The sequence below is a fragment of the Algibacter sp. genome (genome assembly GCF_039977455.1).
Lineage (GTDB): Bacteria > Bacteroidota > Bacteroidia > Flavobacteriales > Flavobacteriaceae > Algibacter_B.
The window spans coordinates 630,958-650,095 of sequence record NZ_JBDWDG010000022.1; the positions used below are offsets into that span (position 1 = coordinate 630,958).

Annotated in this window: 15 protein-coding genes; 3 read left to right on the top strand and 12 right to left on the bottom strand. The window is 33.9% G+C overall.

Features of this window, described 5'->3' with window-relative positions; genetic code table 11:
* Positions 1–144 precede the first annotated feature (144 nt).
* Positions 145–1,347, bottom strand: a complete 1,203-nt coding sequence (locus ABJM36_RS11690; RefSeq protein ID WP_348451624.1) for a tRNA modification GTPase — start codon at positions 1,345–1,347, stop codon at positions 145–147.
* An 87-nt stretch (positions 1,348–1,434) separates the two neighbouring features.
* Between ABJM36_RS11690 and ABJM36_RS11695 the strand changes: the two genes are divergently transcribed.
* Positions 1,435–3,387, top strand: coding sequence for a YgiQ family radical SAM protein (locus tag ABJM36_RS11695; protein ID WP_348451625.1), 1,953 nt, complete (start codon positions 1,435–1,437; stop codon positions 3,385–3,387).
* Positions 3,388–3,673: 286 nt separating this feature from the next.
* Here the strand turns inward: ABJM36_RS11695 and ABJM36_RS11700 are convergent, their stop codons facing one another.
* The 10 genes from ABJM36_RS11700 to polA all read right to left on the bottom strand — a co-directional run bounded on the left by ABJM36_RS11700 (position 3,674) and on the right by polA (position 16,352).
* Positions 3,674–4,045, bottom strand: a complete 372-nt coding sequence (locus tag ABJM36_RS11700) for a DUF559 domain-containing protein (protein WP_348451626.1) — start codon at positions 4,043–4,045, stop codon at positions 3,674–3,676.
* 545 nt (positions 4,046–4,590) lie between these two features.
* Entirely contained in the window at positions 4,591–6,507 is a 1,917-nt protein-coding gene (locus tag ABJM36_RS11705; protein ID WP_348451627.1) for an adenylate/guanylate cyclase domain-containing protein, read from the bottom strand.
* Between the two features lie 27 nt (positions 6,508–6,534).
* Positions 6,535–7,029 (bottom strand): hypothetical protein, encoded by a 495-nt coding sequence (locus ABJM36_RS11710; RefSeq protein WP_348451628.1) that lies wholly within the window; start codon positions 7,027–7,029, stop codon positions 6,535–6,537.
* A gap of 213 nt (positions 7,030–7,242) precedes the next feature.
* Entirely contained in the window at positions 7,243–7,824 is a 582-nt protein-coding gene (locus ABJM36_RS11715; protein ID WP_348451629.1) for an HD domain-containing protein, read from the bottom strand.
* Positions 7,824–8,714: a YitT family protein gene (locus tag ABJM36_RS11720; protein ID WP_348451630.1), complete on the bottom strand. Its 891-nt coding sequence runs from the start codon at positions 8,712–8,714 to the stop codon at positions 7,824–7,826. The genes ABJM36_RS11715 and ABJM36_RS11720 overlap by 1 nt, the downstream gene beginning before the upstream one ends.
* Before the next feature lie 102 nt (positions 8,715–8,816).
* Positions 8,817–11,954 (bottom strand): DUF3427 domain-containing protein, encoded by a 3,138-nt coding sequence (locus tag ABJM36_RS11725; RefSeq protein ID WP_348451631.1) that lies wholly within the window; start codon positions 11,952–11,954, stop codon positions 8,817–8,819.
* Positions 11,951–12,337 carry a (deoxy)nucleoside triphosphate pyrophosphohydrolase gene (locus ABJM36_RS11730; protein ID WP_348451632.1) on the bottom strand — a complete coding sequence of 129 codons (387 nt, stop codon included), beginning with the start codon at positions 12,335–12,337 and terminating at the stop codon, positions 11,951–11,953. The genes ABJM36_RS11725 and ABJM36_RS11730 overlap by 4 nt, the downstream gene beginning before the upstream one ends.
* 19 nt (positions 12,338–12,356) lie before the next feature.
* The gene (locus tag ABJM36_RS11735; RefSeq protein ID WP_348451633.1) at positions 12,357–12,608 is read right to left on the bottom strand and encodes a hypothetical protein; all 252 of its coding nucleotides are present in this window, start codon (positions 12,606–12,608) and stop codon (positions 12,357–12,359) included.
* A 63-nt stretch (positions 12,609–12,671) separates the two neighbouring features.
* Positions 12,672–13,457, bottom strand: coding sequence for an N-acetylmuramoyl-L-alanine amidase (locus ABJM36_RS11740; RefSeq protein WP_348451634.1), 786 nt, complete (start codon positions 13,455–13,457; stop codon positions 12,672–12,674).
* Positions 13,458–13,499: 42 nt separating this feature from the next.
* The gene (gene polA / locus ABJM36_RS11745; protein ID WP_348451635.1) at positions 13,500–16,352 is read right to left on the bottom strand and encodes a DNA polymerase I; all 2,853 of its coding nucleotides are present in this window, start codon (positions 16,350–16,352) and stop codon (positions 13,500–13,502) included.
* A 168-nt stretch (positions 16,353–16,520) separates the two neighbouring features.
* Here polA and ABJM36_RS11750 point away from each other — a divergent pair, with 168 nt between their 5' ends.
* Positions 16,521–17,750, top strand: coding sequence for a metallophosphoesterase (locus tag ABJM36_RS11750; protein WP_348451636.1), 1,230 nt, complete (start codon positions 16,521–16,523; stop codon positions 17,748–17,750).
* A 143-nt stretch (positions 17,751–17,893) separates the two neighbouring features.
* Entirely contained in the window at positions 17,894–18,190 is a 297-nt protein-coding gene (locus ABJM36_RS11755; RefSeq protein WP_348451637.1) for a thioredoxin family protein, read from the top strand.
* Between the two features lie 263 nt (positions 18,191–18,453).
* On the opposite strand, the gene ABJM36_RS11760 is transcribed toward ABJM36_RS11755, so the two are convergent.
* Positions 18,454–19,137 carry a polysaccharide deacetylase family protein gene (locus ABJM36_RS11760; RefSeq protein WP_348451638.1) on the bottom strand — a complete coding sequence of 228 codons (684 nt, stop codon included), beginning with the start codon at positions 19,135–19,137 and terminating at the stop codon, positions 18,454–18,456.
* Position 19,138: the final 1 nt, after the last annotated feature.

A 19,138-nucleotide genomic window follows, 5' to 3' on the forward strand; every position in this document is an offset into this window, starting at 1 on the left:
TAAAACCACACGTTAAATAGAATTATTAAAGGTTTTACCCCATGCGCAGTACCCAAAATAAGTGAGTTATCATGTTTTAGCGGTGACTCTGTTCTGTTATAAGTAAACAATTATTAGATTAATTACCTACCACAAATAAAGGTACTAAAATAACTTGCACCCAAATATTATAGATGTCGAATTATAAGATGATGTCCAATCAATTAATTGGTTAACAACATTTCTTTTCGAGTAAAATCTTAATTCTGCGCTATATTTATTTTTAAACGTGTAGCCTACACCAAATGCAACATTTAAATTAGATACTATATCAAGCTCATCAAGAACTAATTCATCTAACCTTTGCAATATTGACGAATTAGATGTAAAATCCATTACCAATGATGCGTTTACGAATAGTTTAGAGTTACTATTAATAAAAGAATAGTGTCTTAATGTTAATGGCATTTCTAATGAAGAATAATCTACAGTAAATGTTTCATCAAGAGAACCCACTATTTGAGTTGTTATTTCAGAATTATATTTTTGATAAGTTGGCTCAATTGAAACAGCCCATTTATTATTAGAAAATAGCGCTTCAATTTCAACTCCTATTCCAAAAGACGTCTTACTTCCAAAATCATAAGAATCCAGATTATCTTTATCCCCTCTTTCAGTTAATGTCAATGAAGCATTATTTATTCTGGGACGTAAGTTGATGTTAAACGTTTTTTGTTTTTTAAGGTATATAATGTTTTTTGAATTTTCACATTCATTATACCTTTTAAAAAATCTAATTAAATCCTTCTTTTCATATTTTAAGTTAATAGCATCACTAAAGCTAATGGCATCACATTTTAAGTTATCGAATAATTGTTTCCTATATCCCCTGTTTTCTTGTTTAGTTTTTAAATTGTCTACAGTGTAACTTTTAAAAATTAACTGTTTAGTCTCTAAAATACTGGTAGAAAAAAAGAAAGTTTCATTACCGTTTTTATTATAAGAATATAGACTTGCTTTACCCTCATTTAACACCTTTAAGAAAAGCTCTTGGTGTTTGAATGCATAATCTTTTTCCTTTTTATTCAACTCATGAGCTTCACCAATTTCAACATTTTTTCTTATAAACTTATATGAACTATTAGCGCTAAATTCATTTACTGTTTTAAGGTTTAAAATCTTAATTTCAGATTCTGGTTGTAATTTATATTTAATTGTTTCTGGTGCACTTTGAAAATCATGGTTCTTAAAGTAACACTCTACCTTATTACCAGATTTATCAATATAGTAGCCTTTTTCAAACTTAATTTGCGAAACAACGTTGATAGTCTGCAGTAAAGCAATAAAAACAAATAATAATTTTTTCATCCTTATTCTGAAATTTTCAATCCAAAATTATGTTTTATTTCTCAACAAAAACAATGATGCTTTAATTTTTGATTACTTTTGCAACCTATGCAAGAATTAAAACTTTCTGATTGGTTACCTACCACAAATAAAGAGGTAAAAATACGCGGATGGGAAGCACTAGATGTTATCCTATTTAGCGGCGATGCCTATGTGGATCATCCAACTTTTGGACCAGCTGTTATTGGGCGTATGCTAGAAAGTTTTGGTTTACGTGTAGCTATCGTACCTCAACCCAATGTAAACGATAATCTTCAGGATTTTGTAAAACTTGGCGCTCCAAAATTATTTTTTGGTGTTACTGGAGGTTGTATGGACCCCATGATTAGTAATTATAATGCTAATAAAAAACGTCGCGATAAGGATGCCTATACACCAAATGGTGATATTGGTTTTCGTCCGGATTATGCAACAACGGTTTATTCTAAAATTTTAAAAGAAAAATGGCCAGATACACCGGTTTTAATTGGTGGTATTGAGGCATCGTTGCGCCGTGTTACCCATTACGATTATTGGAGTGATAAATTGTTACCTTCTATTTTGGAAACCTCCAAAGCCGATATGTTGGTTTATGGCATGGGGGAACAACCTTTGCGCGAAGTGGTGCGTTTGCTAGAAAAAGGAGTCCCTTTTAATAGTATAAACACGGTTAACCAAACGGCAGTACTTTTAAATGAAGGTGAAAAAATACCAAAAAATAGTAATTGGGAAGATGTTGAAATAGCCTCGCACGAAGTCTGTTTAAAGGATAAGAAAAAATACGCTTCTAACTTTAAAGTAATAGAGCAAGAGTCGAACAAATTAGCGGCGCGACGTATTTTCCAGAAAATAGGGGATAAAACCTTAATGATTAATCCGCCATATCCAACCATGACGGAAAGCGAGATTGATGCCTCTTTCGATTATCCTTATACACGATTACCTCATCCAAAATATAATAAGCGTGGGCCTATTCCGGCCTTCGAAATGATTAAGTTTTCCATTAACATTCATCGTGGGTGTTTTGGTGGCTGCAGCTTTTGCACCATATCTGCACACCAAGGAAAATTTATTGCGTCGCGTAGTAAAGAATCTATTTTAAAAGAAGTAGATACGGTTGCAAATATGCCAGATTTTAAAGGCTATTTATCTGATATTGGAGGGCCAAGTGCCAACATGTATCAAATGAAAGGAAAGGTACAGTCTATTTGCGATAAGTGTGTGGCACCTAGTTGTATTTCCCCAGTTATTTGTAGCAATTTAGATACCTCGCATAAACCGTTAACCGAGTTGTATCAGGCGGTTGATAGTCATCCACAAGTAAAAAAATCGTTTATTGGTTCGGGTATTCGCCACGATATGTTGGTCCCAGAGTTTAATAAAAATGCCGATCCTAAAGAGTTAGATGATTATACCGAAGAGGTGATGACCAAACACGTTTCTGGTAGACTTAAAGTTGCACCAGAACACACTAGTGATCCTGTGTTGAAACTGATGCGTAAACCATCGTTTAGCTACTTCCATAAGTTTAAAGAGCGTTTCGATAAAATTAATATAGCTAAAGGTTTAAAACTTCAGTTAATCCCTTATTTTATTTCGAATCACCCAGCTTGTGAAGTGGAAGATATGGCGAACCTAGCTGCCGAAACTAAAGATATGGGCTTCCAATTAGAGCAAGTACAAGGTTTTACACCTACACCTATGACGGTGGCTACGGTAATTTATTATTCTGGTTACCATCCATACACGCTTAAAAAAGTAAACACGCCTAAAACACGTAAAGAGAAAGACGAACAACACCGTTTTTTCTTTTGGTATAAAGATGAAAATAAAGCTTGGATAAAAAAGACTTTAAACAAAGTTGGCAGACCCGATTTATTAAAAGTATTACTACCCGAAAAAACAGAGAAGTGGCGTAAAAACAAACCAACAGGAGAAGCTAAACACACCTTTGATGATGCTGTGCCTTTTAATAAACGCAAGAACAAGGCGAAGTTTAAGAGTAAAAAGAAACGTAGGTAGTGGGTTTGATAAACCTTTAATTAACAATGTATCGGTTTAGACTGTCCCCTTGAGGGGACTTTAGGGGTGTTTTTAAGAAGCCTAGTTTTCACAAGCCCCTCTACAATTCCTTTTCAGTCACTTCAATAACCAATAAAACACTAAACATATTCTTTTTTATTTCCTCATTGGAGAACCTTAAAAAAAAAGGGTAGGCAGTGGGTTTGATAAACCTTTAATTAACAATGTATCGGTTTAGACTGTCCCCTTGAGGGGACTTTAGGGGTGTTTTTAAGAAGCCTAATTTTCACAAACCCCTCTTCAATTCCTTTACAGTCACTTCAATAACCAATAAAACACTAAACATATTCTTTTTTATTTCCTCATTGGAGAACCTTAAAAAAGTAACATCATAAGCTTCCAATTCAGTTTGTCTTTTAGCATCATGGTCGCAAATATGGTCATGACTACTGCCATCAATTTCTATGGCTAAACCAATTTCATGACAATAAAAATCAACTATATAGCTAAGCATAGGTACTTGCCTGTGAAATTGCACACCGTAAGCTCGTTGTTTAATATTTTGCCACAACAAAACTTCGGGTAACGTACTGTTTTTTCGTAACTGTCTTGCTAAAAGTTTTAATTTTGGATGGTATGGGATTATTTTGTTTTTCATGGGTTACCTTTTGTTCTCTGACACCCCTAAAGTCCCCTCAAGGGGACAATCCTTCGATTCGAGTTTTGAACTAAATACTGAATTTGGTCTAACATGGTATAATTTAGTAAAAATAAAAGTGGCGTAAAAACAAACCAACGGGAGAAGCTAAACACACCTTTTGATGATGCTGTGCCTTTTCTATAAACGCAAAACAAGGCGAAGTTTAAGAGTAAAAAGAAACGTAGGTAGTGGGGTTAATCAACCCTTAAACAACAAGGTATCGGTTTAGACTGTCCCCTCAAGGGGACAATCCTTCGATTCGAGTTTTGAACTAAATACTGAATTTGGTCTAACATGGTATAATTTAATAAAAATAAAAGTGGCGTAAAAACAAACCAACAGGAGAAGCTAAACACACCTTTGATGATGCTGTGCCTTTTAATAAACGCAAGAACAAGGCAAAGTTTAAGAGTAAAAAGAAACGTAGGTAGTGGGTTTATTAAACCGTTCAACAACAAGGTATCGGTTTAGACTGTCCTCTTTAGGAAATTTAGATGTTTTAATTAAACCACCTCCTTTTGGCCATTCATAAAGGCATAAAAGGTTTTTTCTTTAATGCTTTTTGCAAAATACATTTTCAAAACCCCCTTGTTTTTCACATCAATTTCACCCCTATAGTCACACTCAAAAGCATCTTTAATTAATTGATAGGTGTTTTCTGCAATATTTATTTTTCCTGGTACAGAACTAGATTCCATTCTTGAGGCCACATTAACGGTATCGCCCCAAATATCATAAGCAAACTTTTTTGTACCTACAACACCAGCTACAACAGGACCTGTGTTTATACCAATACGAATATCAAAATGGGCGATATCTGGATTGTTTAAAAGTTTGGACTCTTCAACAAACTGAACAATTTCAAATGCGGCGAGCGTCATTTTAACAGCATGATCATGGGTAGGAAATGGCAATCCACCTGCACACATATACGAATCTCCTGCCGTTTTTATTTTTTCGAGTTCATATTTTTCGATAATAGTATCAAATTTTGAAAAATAATAATCCACACTTTTTACCAATTTTTCTGGTGTTAGCTTTTCAGAGTAACTTGTAAAACTTTTAAAATCGGTAAATAGAACAGTTACCGAATCAAATCGTTTTGCTTCTACTTTACCATATTTTTTAAGCTCTTGTGCTGTTTCTTCTGGTAAAATATTAAGCAACAAATTGTCCGATCTTTGCTTTTCTTCTTCAATTATTAATTTGGTTTTACTTATGTACTTGTTTCGTCTAAATAACCCGAAGGCAATCATTAATATTAAAAACAAGGCGATAATGGTAGCTATCACCAAATTCTGCCTGTTTTTATTTTGTTGGTTTAATAAGTCGACTTGAATATTTTGTGTTTTTTGTTGCTGCGTTAATAAGTCGACTTCTGTTTGTTTTTTTGAAACCTCAAACTCGGTACGTAAATCTGCCATTTTTTGAACCTTTTCAATATTGGCAACACTATCTTTAAAGCTGGAATGATTTTTAAAATGACTTAAAGATTTCTTATAACTGCCATTTAGTTCGTATAATTTAGAAAGTTGCAAGTTCGCATGACTTATTTGATCTTTTAAGCCGTATTTTGTTGCTAAATCCAAACTTCTTTTGGAATATTCTATTGCCGCTTTTCTATTGTTTTTAGACCTGTATATATCGGACATATACCTAAGATAAACGGAAATAGGATAATACAATTCTAGATTTTCCATCATGCGAATGGCCTCATTAATATTGGCTTCTGCTAAGTCATCTTTACCTTGCTCTGCATAGACCATACCCATGTTTCCTAAAACAAAAGCATTGCCTTCTAAAGAGTTAATTTTCCGAAAAATTAAACCAGACTCCATAAAACATTCCATTGCTAAATCATATTCCTTTTTATTAAAATACTCGTCCCCTAAATTGGATAAGCCATTGGCATAATTTTCAAGGTCGTTTTCTTTTTTTAATAAATCCATTCCCAATTTATAGTACTTCACTGCATTTTCATGATTGCTCGTTATGGAGTAAACATCGGCAATGGAAATATTAACCAATCCCAAATCCCGCCGGCTTTCGTTATTGGATGCTATGTTTGCAGCTTCAAAATAACTTTCTAAGGCTTGAGTAAAATCACTTTTTAATCGCAGTGCAGCACCTTTATGCATATAAGCTTGAAAAAGGAGCCTGCTAGAATCTAGTAATTTGGTGGTTTTAATTAACTCTAAGCTATAGTGTAATTTTTTTTGTGGATCTGGATGGTTTTGTGCCAATTCATTTAATAGAGTCAGCTTTTCACTGTTAGAATACGTATTATTTATATACCTATGTTCCAACCGGTCTGAGTCTGATTTTTCTTGACCAAAACCCATAGTAGAATAGCAAAAGAAGCCTATTAGCAAACAGGTCTTTAAGGTTATTAAGAAAAAAAATGGTTGGTTAAATTTCATTTTATGGTAAACTAATTTGAAATAGGATTAAGGTTTAACCGTTATTTTAGGGTCAATACGATAGTTTCCGCGTTTGCTACCAGCATTATAAACCGTAATTTTAATGGCGTATTTTTCGACACGTCCACGGGTTCCAGGATCGACTATTCCAATAACAAGTTCGGGAGTTTCACCATTTCCATTTAAAAGATTTCTGCCAAAAACATTTTGACCACCTTGATGATTTATGGACCTTACATTAACTATATCTGTTTCAGGATTAGTGGTAGACACGCCTCGCCAGATAATTCTATCTTCAGGATTAACTTCAATATTAAAATCTTCAATATTACCACTAGAAGTCGTTATATCACCGTTTGGTGCTTCTGAAGTAAAATAACAAACCTCTAATTTATTCTGATTAGTAATGTTGTTGGTTTCTACATGAATGGTAACATAGTATGTGTCTTGGGCAAATAGCGTTGACATATTAAAAAATAGCGCAACAAGAAGTAGTTGAATTAATCGGTTAGACGTTTTCATTAGTTGATAAGTTAAAATTGATTAATAATAACGACAGTCAAACTAAAGGTTTAATTTGAAAACCGCACAGCGTACACACGAATAAGTAGAATATGTTTTATTTGTGATTTGAGAGACTGCTAAAGGCTAATAAATATAGTAAATAATTAGTTGTAAATGAACACTATAGCCTCTATTGTATAAAAACAGTATGCAATTATATTGTTGTACTAGTTAAACCCGAGACTCTAAAAGCGCCAAATTTTTATTTTTCCTAAAGGTTTTATAGTGTTTACAATAGGCCGTATGATAGGTATGATTTTTAATAAATGTAAGCTGAATAGTATGCCAATCGGCCGCACTTAAATTTGGATTAAAATGTAGTAATTCTTGATATAAAGCAGTGCTAATTTTTAGGTATTTGGACGTTGCTAAATATTCTAAATCGGCATCTGCTAAAATTTGTTCCAGCAGGTTTTTTGGGCTCTGCGGAATCTTTGTTGCCATAATCATGCCGCAAATAGCATGCAAGTCTTCCTTAGAATAGCCATAATTTCTCAACTGCTTTTGGGCCATTTTACAACCTACCTTTTCATGTTCTACATGCGTTTTTGTAAACCCAATATCATGATACAAAGCTGCTATTTTTAATAAGGCTAAATCTTTACCGCTTACCTTTTCTTTATGGGCAATATATATAGCTTTTTCATAAACATATAAGGTGTGCTCGGTATTATGATAGGTAAAATATTTAGGTAAGTTGTCGTTTAAAAAACGTTCAACATCCTTACGTATTATAGCTATACTCGGTTTCATCAGTGCCCAGTTTTTCTGCTAATAACACCACCATCTACTTCCTTTATATTTTGAATAAACATAAATGCTTTTGGGTCTGCTTTCGCAATGGCTTTTCTCATTTTATGTACTTCTAATCGGGTAACAACCGTTACAATAACCTCACAATCATATTTTATATTGTAGCTTCCTGGTAAGTTGCCACGTTCGCCTTTATAGATGGTTATGGGCTTATTAAATTGATTAACAATCAATTCCTTAATAAGTTGGTCGTTAGGAGAGATAATAGTTAACGAAATTAATTTCTCAAAGCCATCCACCACATAATCCGAAATTTTTAAAGCCGTAAAAAAAGTAATAATCGAATACATGGCTTTTTCCAATCCTAAAAAGAAGGCTATAATTAAGAAAATGGTGGTGTTTATGGCCATAATAATTTCGGTGGTCGATAAGCCAAATTGGGTATTTGTGTATGCGGCAATAACCTCTAAACCATCAATAACACCGCCACCCCTAATAATTAAACCAATACCAAGACCAACAAAAACACCTCCAAATACGGCGACAAGAAAATGGTCTCGAGTTACTGTAGGCACTGGCAAAAGGCTTAAAAGAAAACCAAGAAATACTAAAGATAAAAAGGTATGCGCAGCAAAGTTTTTACCAAATTTTTTATAGCCAATATATACAAAAGGTAAATTGAGGAGTATTAACGGAATTGAAACATCAATATGATAAAACTCATGGATAAGAATGGAAATACCCAAAAGGCCACCATCTAAAAAGAGATTAGGAATCATAAAGCCTTTAATGGCAATAACCGTACAGGAAACGCCAATTATTTTTAAAAGTAGGGATTTAAAAGAAAAAACAGAATTTAGGTCTAAGATGTTTAAATTGCTTTTACTCATAGGTGGAAGATTAATTAATAGCCTTGTAATCTATACCTATCTAATTTAAGCAATTATTTTTATACCTACTGATTTATAAGTATTTAAGTTTGTTTTGGGGGTTTACCCAATCGATAATTTAGCAGCATCTTTCCATAAGTAATGTGGCATTGGTTCTTCGAGCTCCCAATTAATACTCATTGGTTTGGAACCGTTATGGTCTTTTAGTTTTCCTTCTCCAATAAAAACAAAGCCTAAACTTTTACCAAATTGGTTTTTCGCTTTTTCTCGAACAAATAATAATATTCTTTTTTCTGTTTCTAAATGATTAACATAAGATAAACCTTTACCTAAATCTGGTCTTGCAGAATTTTGGGTTTGCCAATGAAATAATAATTCATTTACGGCATAATCATCATACATTGTTGTTGGTGAAAAATTTTCTTCAGATTTAACAAGATTGATAAACAAGATTTCTGTGTTTAAATTTTTGTTTTCTGCAGTTCCTTCTCTGTTTGATGATTTTTTTTCGAAACTGCTAAGCTTAAAAGCAGCTAAAATTTGATCTCTAGTGTAACGACTATGCAGTTTTAGTGGTTGTTCATAAGGAAGTTTAACAGGTAATTCTTTAAAATCGATATTCTCAATTAACACTTCTAGAACTTCTTTTATTTCTTCAATTAAAACACTATTCGTGCCAATTGATTTTATGCTTTTTTCTAATGAGTCAAATCCACCTTCTTTTTGCCAAACATCATAATGTAACATTAACAGCATTGTTTTTTCATTCGAATTAAAGTCAGAAATATTTATAATAAAATTTTGTTTTGCAATTTTTAAAATGAAAGAAAAATAGCTTAAAGAATTTGTTGAAAGCCATTTATTTGAAATTGCAGAAACAATTGCTTTTTCATTTTCAGAATCGAAATCATTAATTTTTCCTGCAAGTTGACAAAGTCTTTTCCAGCTATCTCTTTTGTAAATAGATTGTAATGGAATATTATAAAACTTACTAAAATTTCCAAGGGTTAATGACAAATCTGTATCGTGTTGAAACTGTTGTATTCTTTGAATTAACTTGTTCTTATTTAAAGATGTTGCAGCTGTTATATTTTTTAGAATAGTTTCTTTTGTCTTTTTCTCTAAAATTATCGAGCATCCTAAAGGTAAGTGAGGAAAATTATCTTGTACTTCTTTAACAACTGTTGTATTTGTTTTACCAATTAAGGCTCTGAATTTGCTTTCAAAATTATATTCAGGTCTAGAATTTCCAACAAAATCTAAAACGGTTAAGCAATCCTTCTCTTCATACAATCTTAAACCTCTTCCTAGTTGTTGTAAAAATATTGTTAGACTTTCTGTTGGTCTTAAAAAGAGCAAAGTGTCAATTTCAGGGATATCAATACCTTCATTAAAGATGTCAACAACAAATAAATAATTAATTTCTTTCTTCTCTAATTTTTGACGAATTTGAATTCTGTCCTTACTATTACTACTAGTTAAAAAGTCTGCTTTTAATCCTGCTAAGGTGAATTTTTCTGCCATGTATTTGGCGTGTTCCATAGAAACGCAATAACCTAAAGCTCTGACATCGTTGATGTCTTTTGTGTATTTATCTAAAGCATTTATTATTTCTCCAACTCTTCTATCGCTTTCTGTGTAAATATTTGTTAGCTCACTTGCGATATATCTTCCTCGAACCCATTTAACATGAGATAAATCTATACTGTCAGTAATTCCAAAGTATTGAAAAGGGCAAAGTAGTTTTCGATTCATTGCTTCAGGTAACCTTATTTCTGCTGCAATTTTGTTGTCAAAATCTTTCAAAATATCTCCACCATCCATTCTTTCTGGAGTAGCTGTTAGACCAAGAAGTACTTTGGGTTTAAAATAGTTTAAAATTGACCTATAGCTTTTTGCTTTTTGATGATGACATTCATCAATAATTATATAGTCATAATAGTCTGCTGAAATATTTTCTATTTCAAGTTGGTTATTTACGGTTTGAACAGAAGCAAATACATATTCAAAATTATTAGGAACCAAACCATCAACCCATAATTCGCCAATGTTATTATTTTTTAAAACACCTTGAAAAGTTGAACGTGATTTTTGTAAAATCTCTTTTCTATGAGCAAGAAAAAGTAATTTTGATGATTTGTTGTTTATTCTAAAACGTTTATAATCGAAAGCAGAAATTACTGTTTTTCCAGTTCCTGTTGCTGCTACAACAAGATTTCTGAATCTATTGTGTACACTTCTTTCTACTTCTAATTTTTCTAAAACTTCATTTTGATATGGAAAAGGTTTGATGTCAAAATGAACAGTTGTGTTTTCGTAAGGTTTACTAAATTTACTTTGCTTTAATGCGTCTTGTAGCTTCTCTTTATCAATAGAATCATCGAATAATTCGAAGTCATCACTTTGCCAATAAGCATCAAATGTCTTTTGAAACTTGTCTATTATATGACTTACTTCTTTAGTAGTTACTTTCAAATTCCACTCTAATCCATCAGTTAAAGCTGACCTAGAGAAGTTTGAAGAGCCAATATATGCAGTATGAAAACCTGAATTTCTGTAAAACAGATAAGCTTTTGCGTGTAGTCTTTCGTTGCTTGTATTATATGATATTTTAACTTCTGTATTTGGAAGTTTTGACAATAACTGGATGGCTTTATAATCAGTCGCTCCAATGTAAGTTGTAGTAATTACGTTAAGCTTGCCTCCACGTTCTGTGAATTCTTTTAATTCTTTTTCAAGAATTATTATTCCTTTAAATTTTATAAAAGAAACGAGTAGATTTATTTTGTCGGAAGAAAGTATTTCTTTCTTCAGTTCACTTTCTAGAGATAAACCTCCATTTCCACCAGTAAATAATTCACTTTGGGTTAACGTCGTATAAGGTGTGACTTCTTTAAGGTGTAAATCTAAATTAGAAAAATGTGCATCAGTTTTTAAAAATACAGCTTTCAAAATTTCACCTTCAATATTTACTAAATCATCTTCAAATTCTTGTTTACCTATTTCTTCTTTTAAAAGTCTTATTATTTTATTAGCAATTAGAATTTGTTGTTCAACTTTGTTTTTGCCTAAAAGACCAAAAGCTTGCTTTAATGTTGTAGATAAATGTTTGGAAAGTACAGTTGAAGCTTCTTCTTTATCGATTAAACTTTTCTTTAGAAAGAATTTGTCTTTATCAAGTTCATTTAATTTTTCAGATACCAATTGAGTTACTAACTGTTCGTATATTCCTTGATTCATAGTTCAATAAATTCCTTTAAAATAGGCAAATCTGCTTCTGCCCAATCTAAATTAATCAATTCATTTCTATCAGCAAGTAAAAAGCTACAATGTTCTTTTAATTTTAATTCACCTGAAAGATATTCAGCTTTAAAAGGTATTAGTTTAATCTTGAAATTTGGGTATTGATGTGTAACTGGAGTTAGCCTTTCTTTAACTTCAATTTCAATATTTAGTTCTTCAAAAATTTCTCTTTTAATACAATCAATTTCTGATTCTCCTTCTTCAATTTTTCCACCTGCAAATTCCCATTTCAAAGGAAGTTTCATTGTTTCACTTCTTTGAACTGCTAAAATTTTATCTTCAAATTGAATGATAGCACAAGTGACAAGTATGATTTTCATTAATTTATTTCTAACTTTTCTATGCTACTAATTTTACTTCAGCTAAAAAAACATCAAGTTCATTTTCAGTATCAAAACAAAATTTGCTCTCTGATTTGTTTTGAAAAAAATTGATTAAGTCTAAATGAGATTTGAATACTCTATATGATACACCTTCATAATTAAAGACAAAAAAGACTTCTGCCAAATCTCGATTGTTAATCAATATTGTTTCTATAGTTCTACATGCTTTTAAGTATTCTATATCTATTACCTCAAAAGTGTTCATCATACTTAAACTTTTTCTATTAGCTAATTTCTCAATAAGACTTCAACCAACTGCCAAAATAATCCTTCACCCCTTCAAAACCTCCAACTCCAATAAATACAATATTTTTTTATCCTTTTCGGTGAGTTTTTTCGATACCTCGTTTGGGTTAAAATGCAGCTTAAACGAATAAATAGCGTTTTCAAGATTACTTATATTATACCCAATAAACTTTAAAGCTTTTGCGGGGTTAAAAGCATCGTCTAGCACTAGGTCGTTTAATTTACTTTCGTCGTACCAGATACCAAAACCACTATGAGCTAAGGTTTTCCATGGAAACAGCGCACTGGGATCTACTTTTCGTCCTGGAGCTACATCGGCATGACCAATAATATTTTGTTTAGGTATGTTATACTTTTCGGTTAGCTTTTCTAGCAGCCAGATTAGGTTATTTATTTGAGCGTACGAAAAGGGTTCTTCGCCATCATTATCCAACTCAATACCAATAGAAACGCTGTTTAAATCGGTTACCTTGCCCCAACTAGAATTTCCGGCGTGCCAACCCCGAAGTAAATCGTTAAGCATTTGGGTAATGCTACCATCGTCGCAAATAACGTAATGCGAACTTACTTGGGTGCGTTTAAGCGCAAATGTTTTGTAGGTCTGCTCGCAACTCTCCTGGTCGGTATGATGGATAACAATAAAATTAGGTTTACGTAAACTAAAATTCTGAGATTCTATGACGTTTACCGTTTTATGACCAATAGTATCTGGCTGAATATATTGTAAACTCTTACCAAGGGCTTTAGCCTGTTTTTTATAGGCTGTTTTAGATGCTTTATAAAGATCCTTAGAGCAACTTGCTAACAGCAAAAAAATAAAAAGTGTTTTTAAATATCTCAAAATTATAAGCTATTAATGCGCTTCCAACCAGTTTACACCTGTATCGACCTCAACATCTAAAGGTACATCCATAACAAAGGCATTTTCCATTTCGGTTTTAATAAGGGTTTTCATGGTTTCAAGCTCTGGCTTATACACATCAAACACCAATTCATCATGTACTTGCAATAGCATTTTGGTTTTATAGTTACCGGCTTCAAGCTTATTGTAAATGTTAATCATGGCTATTTTTATAATATCGGCCGCAGAACCTTGTATCGGCGCATTTACGGCATTACGTTCGGCAGCACTGCGCACCATAGCATTTCTAGAATTTATATCTTTTAGGTAACGCCTTCTGTCTAACACCGTTTTTACATACCCATGATCGCGTGCAAAATCCACCTGCTCGCTCATGTATTTTTTTAGTTTTGGGTAGGTTTCATAATAGGTATCGATAAGTTCTTTGGCTTCACCTCTAGATAAATCGGTTTGGTTACTTAAACCAAAAGCAGACACCCCATAAATAATACCGAAGTTTACGGTTTTGGCGTTGCTACGTTGCTCGCGGGTTACCTCTTCTATAGGCACGCCAAATACTTTCGATGCGGTTGAGGCATGAATATCTTCGCCGTTTTTAAAGGCTTCAATCATGGTTTCTTCCTGACTTAAAGCGGCTATTATACGCAGTTCTATTTGGCTGTAATCGGCAGCTAATAAGGTATACTCATCACTTCGTGGTATAAAGGCCTTTCGCACCTGGCGACCACGTTCTGTACGTATTGGAATATTCTGTAAATTAGGGTTATTACTACTTAAACGGCCTGTTGCGGCCACAGTTTGCATATAGTCTGTATGTACCCGACCCGTAGCGGCATCTACCTGTAACGGTAATGCATCAACATAGGTGCTTTTTAGTTTTGCTAGCCCACGGTAATCCAATATGTTTTTAATTATCTCATGGTCTTTGGCTAAGGACGATAAAATATCTTCGCCCGTTTTATACTGCCCTGTTTTGGTTTTTTTAGGCTTATCAACTAGTTTCAGTTTTTCAAATAAAATAATACCCAATTGCTTTGGCGATGCAATATTAAATTCTTCGCCAGCAACCTCATAAATTTTACGTTCTAGGGTATTTATATCGTTATTTAAAGCTTCCGATAGCGAATTTAAAAACGCCACATCCAAATTAACACCTTCTAACTCCATGGCTGCTAGCACACGTAATAGTGGCACTTCAATATCATCAAATAATTTCTGTGTATTGGCTTCGCCCAATTCTTTTTCAAAATGCTCTTTTAACTGAAGGGTAATATCGGCATCTTCAACGGCGTATTCCGTTTGCTGTTCCAAGGGCACTTCGCGCATCGATAATTGATTTTTTCCCTTTTTACCAATTAACTCGGTAATAGAAATTGGCGTGTAGTTTAGGTAGGTTTCTGCCAATACATCCATATTGTGTCGCATATCCGGATTAATCAAATAATGCGCTAACATCGTATCGAACAACGGCCCTTTTACCTCAACATTATATTTGGCTAATACTTTAATATCGTATTTTAAATTCTGACCAATTTTCTGAATGTTTTCGGCTTCAAAAAAGCATCTTAGGTCTTCAATAATGACTTGTGCTTCGGCTTTATCTTCCGGAAACGGTACATAAAACCCCTTGCCTACTTCCCATGAAAATGCAATACCTACCAACTCTGCCGTTAGCGGGTTTAAGCCTGTGGTTTCAGTATCAAAACACACCGCCGTTTGATTCATTAAGTTTTTAATAAACAATTTGGTAGCCATTCCTGGTGCTACACTTTGGTAAAAATGCGATACCGTTTGTGCCGTTTTTCTGGTATAGGTATCTGTTTTGGTTGGCGCTTCCGCGGAATTTGGGTCGCCTCCAAACAAACTAAATTGGCCTGCTCCAGCATTTGCCACTTCCTTTGGTGCTTCTTTAGGAGCTGCATTTTCTGAAGCTGTAACGGTAGCTGTAGCAGTTTGCCCTTCAACCGAAAATGTTTTAGTAAAATTATCTATTAAACGTCTAAACTCTAAGTCCTGAAAAATCTCGACTACCTTCGGGATATCGGGTTGGTCTAATTCAAAATCTTTAGCATCAAACTCCACCGGCACATCAAGCATAATGGTCGCTAATTTTTTGGATAACAAGCCTAACTCTTGGTTCGCTTCAACTTTCTCCTTCATTTTACCTTTAAGCTCGTGGCTATTGGCAAAAAGGTTTTCCATACTGCCGTAAGCGGCTAGGAATTTTTTAGCTGTTTTTTCGCCAACACCAGGTAAGCCTGGTATATTATCACTGGCATCGCCCATCATCCCTAAAAAGTCAATAACTTGCAGAGGATCGGTAACTTCAAATTTTTTCTGAACTTCTGGTATGCCCCAAGTTTCGTAACCACCACCAAAAACAGGGCGATACATAAATATGTTTTCGCTTACCAATTGCGCAAAATCTTTATCTGGTGTTACCATAAAAGTTTGATAACCTTCTTTTTCGGCTTGCTTAGCTAAGGTTCCAATAACATCATCGGCTTCAAAACCGTCTTTTACCATAATAGGAATATGCATGGCCTTTAAAATGTCCTGAATAATGGGCACCGCAATTTTTATAGCCTCTGGGGTTTCGTCTCTATTGGCTTTGTAAGCTTCGAACATCTCCACACGATCAGCACTTCCGCCCTTATCAAAACAAACGGCTAAATGGTCTGGGCGTTCTCGTTTTATAACATCTAAAAGCGAATTCATAAACCCCATAATAGCCGAGGTATCTAGACCTTTGGAGTTTATTCTTGGGTTTTTAATAAAGGCATAATAGCCACGGAAAATTAATGCAAAAGCATCAACTAAAAATACGCGTTTGTTATCGGACATTTTGTTTATTTTGATAGAATATCAAAACTACGAAAAGTTATGCTTAAAATATCCATTAAGAGATTTGGATTTCTTTCTTTATCATTCTAAATCTTAAGTATAAGTTAAAATAGTAATGCATTTAAAAAGATCCTTTATATTACTAGTATCTTTGAATAAAAAAGAAAAATGTTACGCTGGATCCTATTTATTGTTTTCTACCTTATAATTAGCTATTACGGTTTTCAGGCCATGAAAACGGTAACTAAAAACAGTTGGATTCACTATATATTTATCGCACTAACACTCTTTGTTGCTGCTAATTTTATCGTTCAGTTTACCGTGTACTCCGAAGGCCGAGTGTTAAACCCTGCCAAAAGTTATGCCTTTGGTTTTTTGCTTGCATTTATATCTTTTAACATGGTTTTGGTGCCTATTTTATTAGGCGAGGATATTCTTAGAAGTATTATTAGTGTTTATGATAAAATAGTGACTAAAAACGACAACTTCTATTTGCCTTCTAGACGTAAATTTATAAGCCAGGTAGCTCTAGGTCTAGCTGCTATTCCATTTACAGCCCTATTATACGGTATGTACCGTGGTAAATACCGATTTAGAGTTTTAAACTACACCTTACATTTTGAAGACTTACCAGAGGCTTTCGATGGTTATAAAATCACACAAATTAGCGATATCCATTCCGGAAGTTTCGATAACAAGGCAAAAATAGAGTATGGCGTTAACCTTATCAACGAGCAAGAATCAGACATCATCTGTTTTACCGGCGATATGGTAAATAATAAAGCCTCCGAAATGCAAGATTGGAAATCACTTTTCGGCACGCTTAAAGCTAAAGATGGTGTGTTTTCGGTTTTGGGAAATCATGATTATGGCGATTATGTTGATTGGCCAACTCCAGAAGCCAAAACAGAAAACCTAAACAGCCTAATACAAATCCAAAAGGATATGGGCTTCGATTTACTTTTAAACGAAAGCCGATTTATTGAAAAAAACGGACAACGCATTGCCATTGTAGGTGTTGAAAACTGGGGGAAAGGCGGATTTAAAAAAGCAGGCGATTTAAAAAAAGCTGCCCAAAACCTTACTACCACCGATTTTAAAGTACTCTTAAGCCACGACCCATCGCATTGGGAAGAAGAGGTTATTAAAGACGATTACAATTACCATTTAACCCTAAGCGGCCACACCCATGGCATGCAGTTTGGCATAGAAATACCAGGTTGGATTAAATGGAGTCCTGCAAAATGGCGCTACAAATACTGGGCAGGCATTTATAAGGAACTGGGACAATATATAAATGTAAACCGAGGCTTTGGCTATTTAGGCTATCCGGGGCGCGTTGGTATATGGCCAGAAGTAACGGTTATTGAACTTAAAAAAGGCACAGCAAAATCATAATGTAAAGCCTTGTATTTATAAAGAAATTGCTTATTTTTATAATTATACAAAGCTAAACAGACAATATTACACTGCTTAAATATGTAATATTAAAAAATTACGTAGGTTTGTACAAAGCACTCTTGACTAATAAAAAATAAAGTATGTCAAAATTTGGGGAACTTATAGATGTCGAAATTCCAGTTTTACTAGATTTCTATACGGAAAATAACGAAGAAGCAGAAGCTATGCATATTGTATTACGAGATGTTGCAGCTGCACTTGGCGATAAAGCAAAAGTTATAAAAATTGATGTAGACAAAAATAAAGAACTTGCCGAAGCTTTACGTGTAAAATCATCACCTACACTTATTATCTATAAAGATGGCCAAATGAAATGGCGCCAAAGTGGCGAGCAGGATGCCAATACGCTTATAGATTTACTTCAAGACTTTAAATAACACGTTAATAACGTAGGATCTACATGTTTTGGGCGCCTGCCTACCGGTAGGTTACTCAAAAAGGGGCGGGCTTTACACTGTATTTTTTATTGTAGTAACTCTTACACTTAACCATAAACTAGCAAAGCGTTTAGCCTAAAACCTGCTTATACAGGTTTGTAAAAATAAAAGGATGCCGTTTCAATCCCTAACGCAAAACCAAAACACAACAAAATCAGCTATAAATTTGGCAAACAAGTAGGTGTTAAGGCTAAAAAAGTCATTTAAAGGAGCGAAGCGTTCAACATCTCAAATCGATACCCTTTTTGGCTAAAATGAGCCAATACCTTAGGTAAGGCAAATTGCATGTTTTTAGATGCCTTTACGCTATCGTGAAAAACAATAACACTACCCGCCGTGGTTTTAGATAGTACATGCTGTAAACAGGTTTCTGGACTCCTGTTTTTATCCCAATCAAAAGACAACACATCCCACATAATTACCTTATAACCTAAGCCTATTAAAGCTTTACCTTGTTTGGGCGTTATTTGGCCGTAAGGTGGCCTAAAAAGGTTTGTAGTTAAGCCTGTTTGCATAACCTTTTCAGTCTTAGAATTTGAAACCTGTTTCTTTAAAAAAGACTCACACAAGTCGATATTATTCACATAATCCTTCGAGCTCGTTTTCCAACCTTTTATGTGGTTGTTTGTATGATTTCCAATGGCATGACCTGCTTTTAAAACCTCATGGAAAATCTCAGGATACTTTTCAACATTATTGCCAATACAAAAAAAAGTAGCCTTAGCATTGTATTGTTTTAAAACCTTTAATGTCCACTTGGTAATATCTGGTGTTGGACCATCATCAAAAGTTAAATAAATAACCTTTTTGGTAGTAGGCACCTCCCAAATATAATTCGGGAATAGCTTCTTAACTACTACAGGCGTTTTTATTGGTGTTAAGCCCACG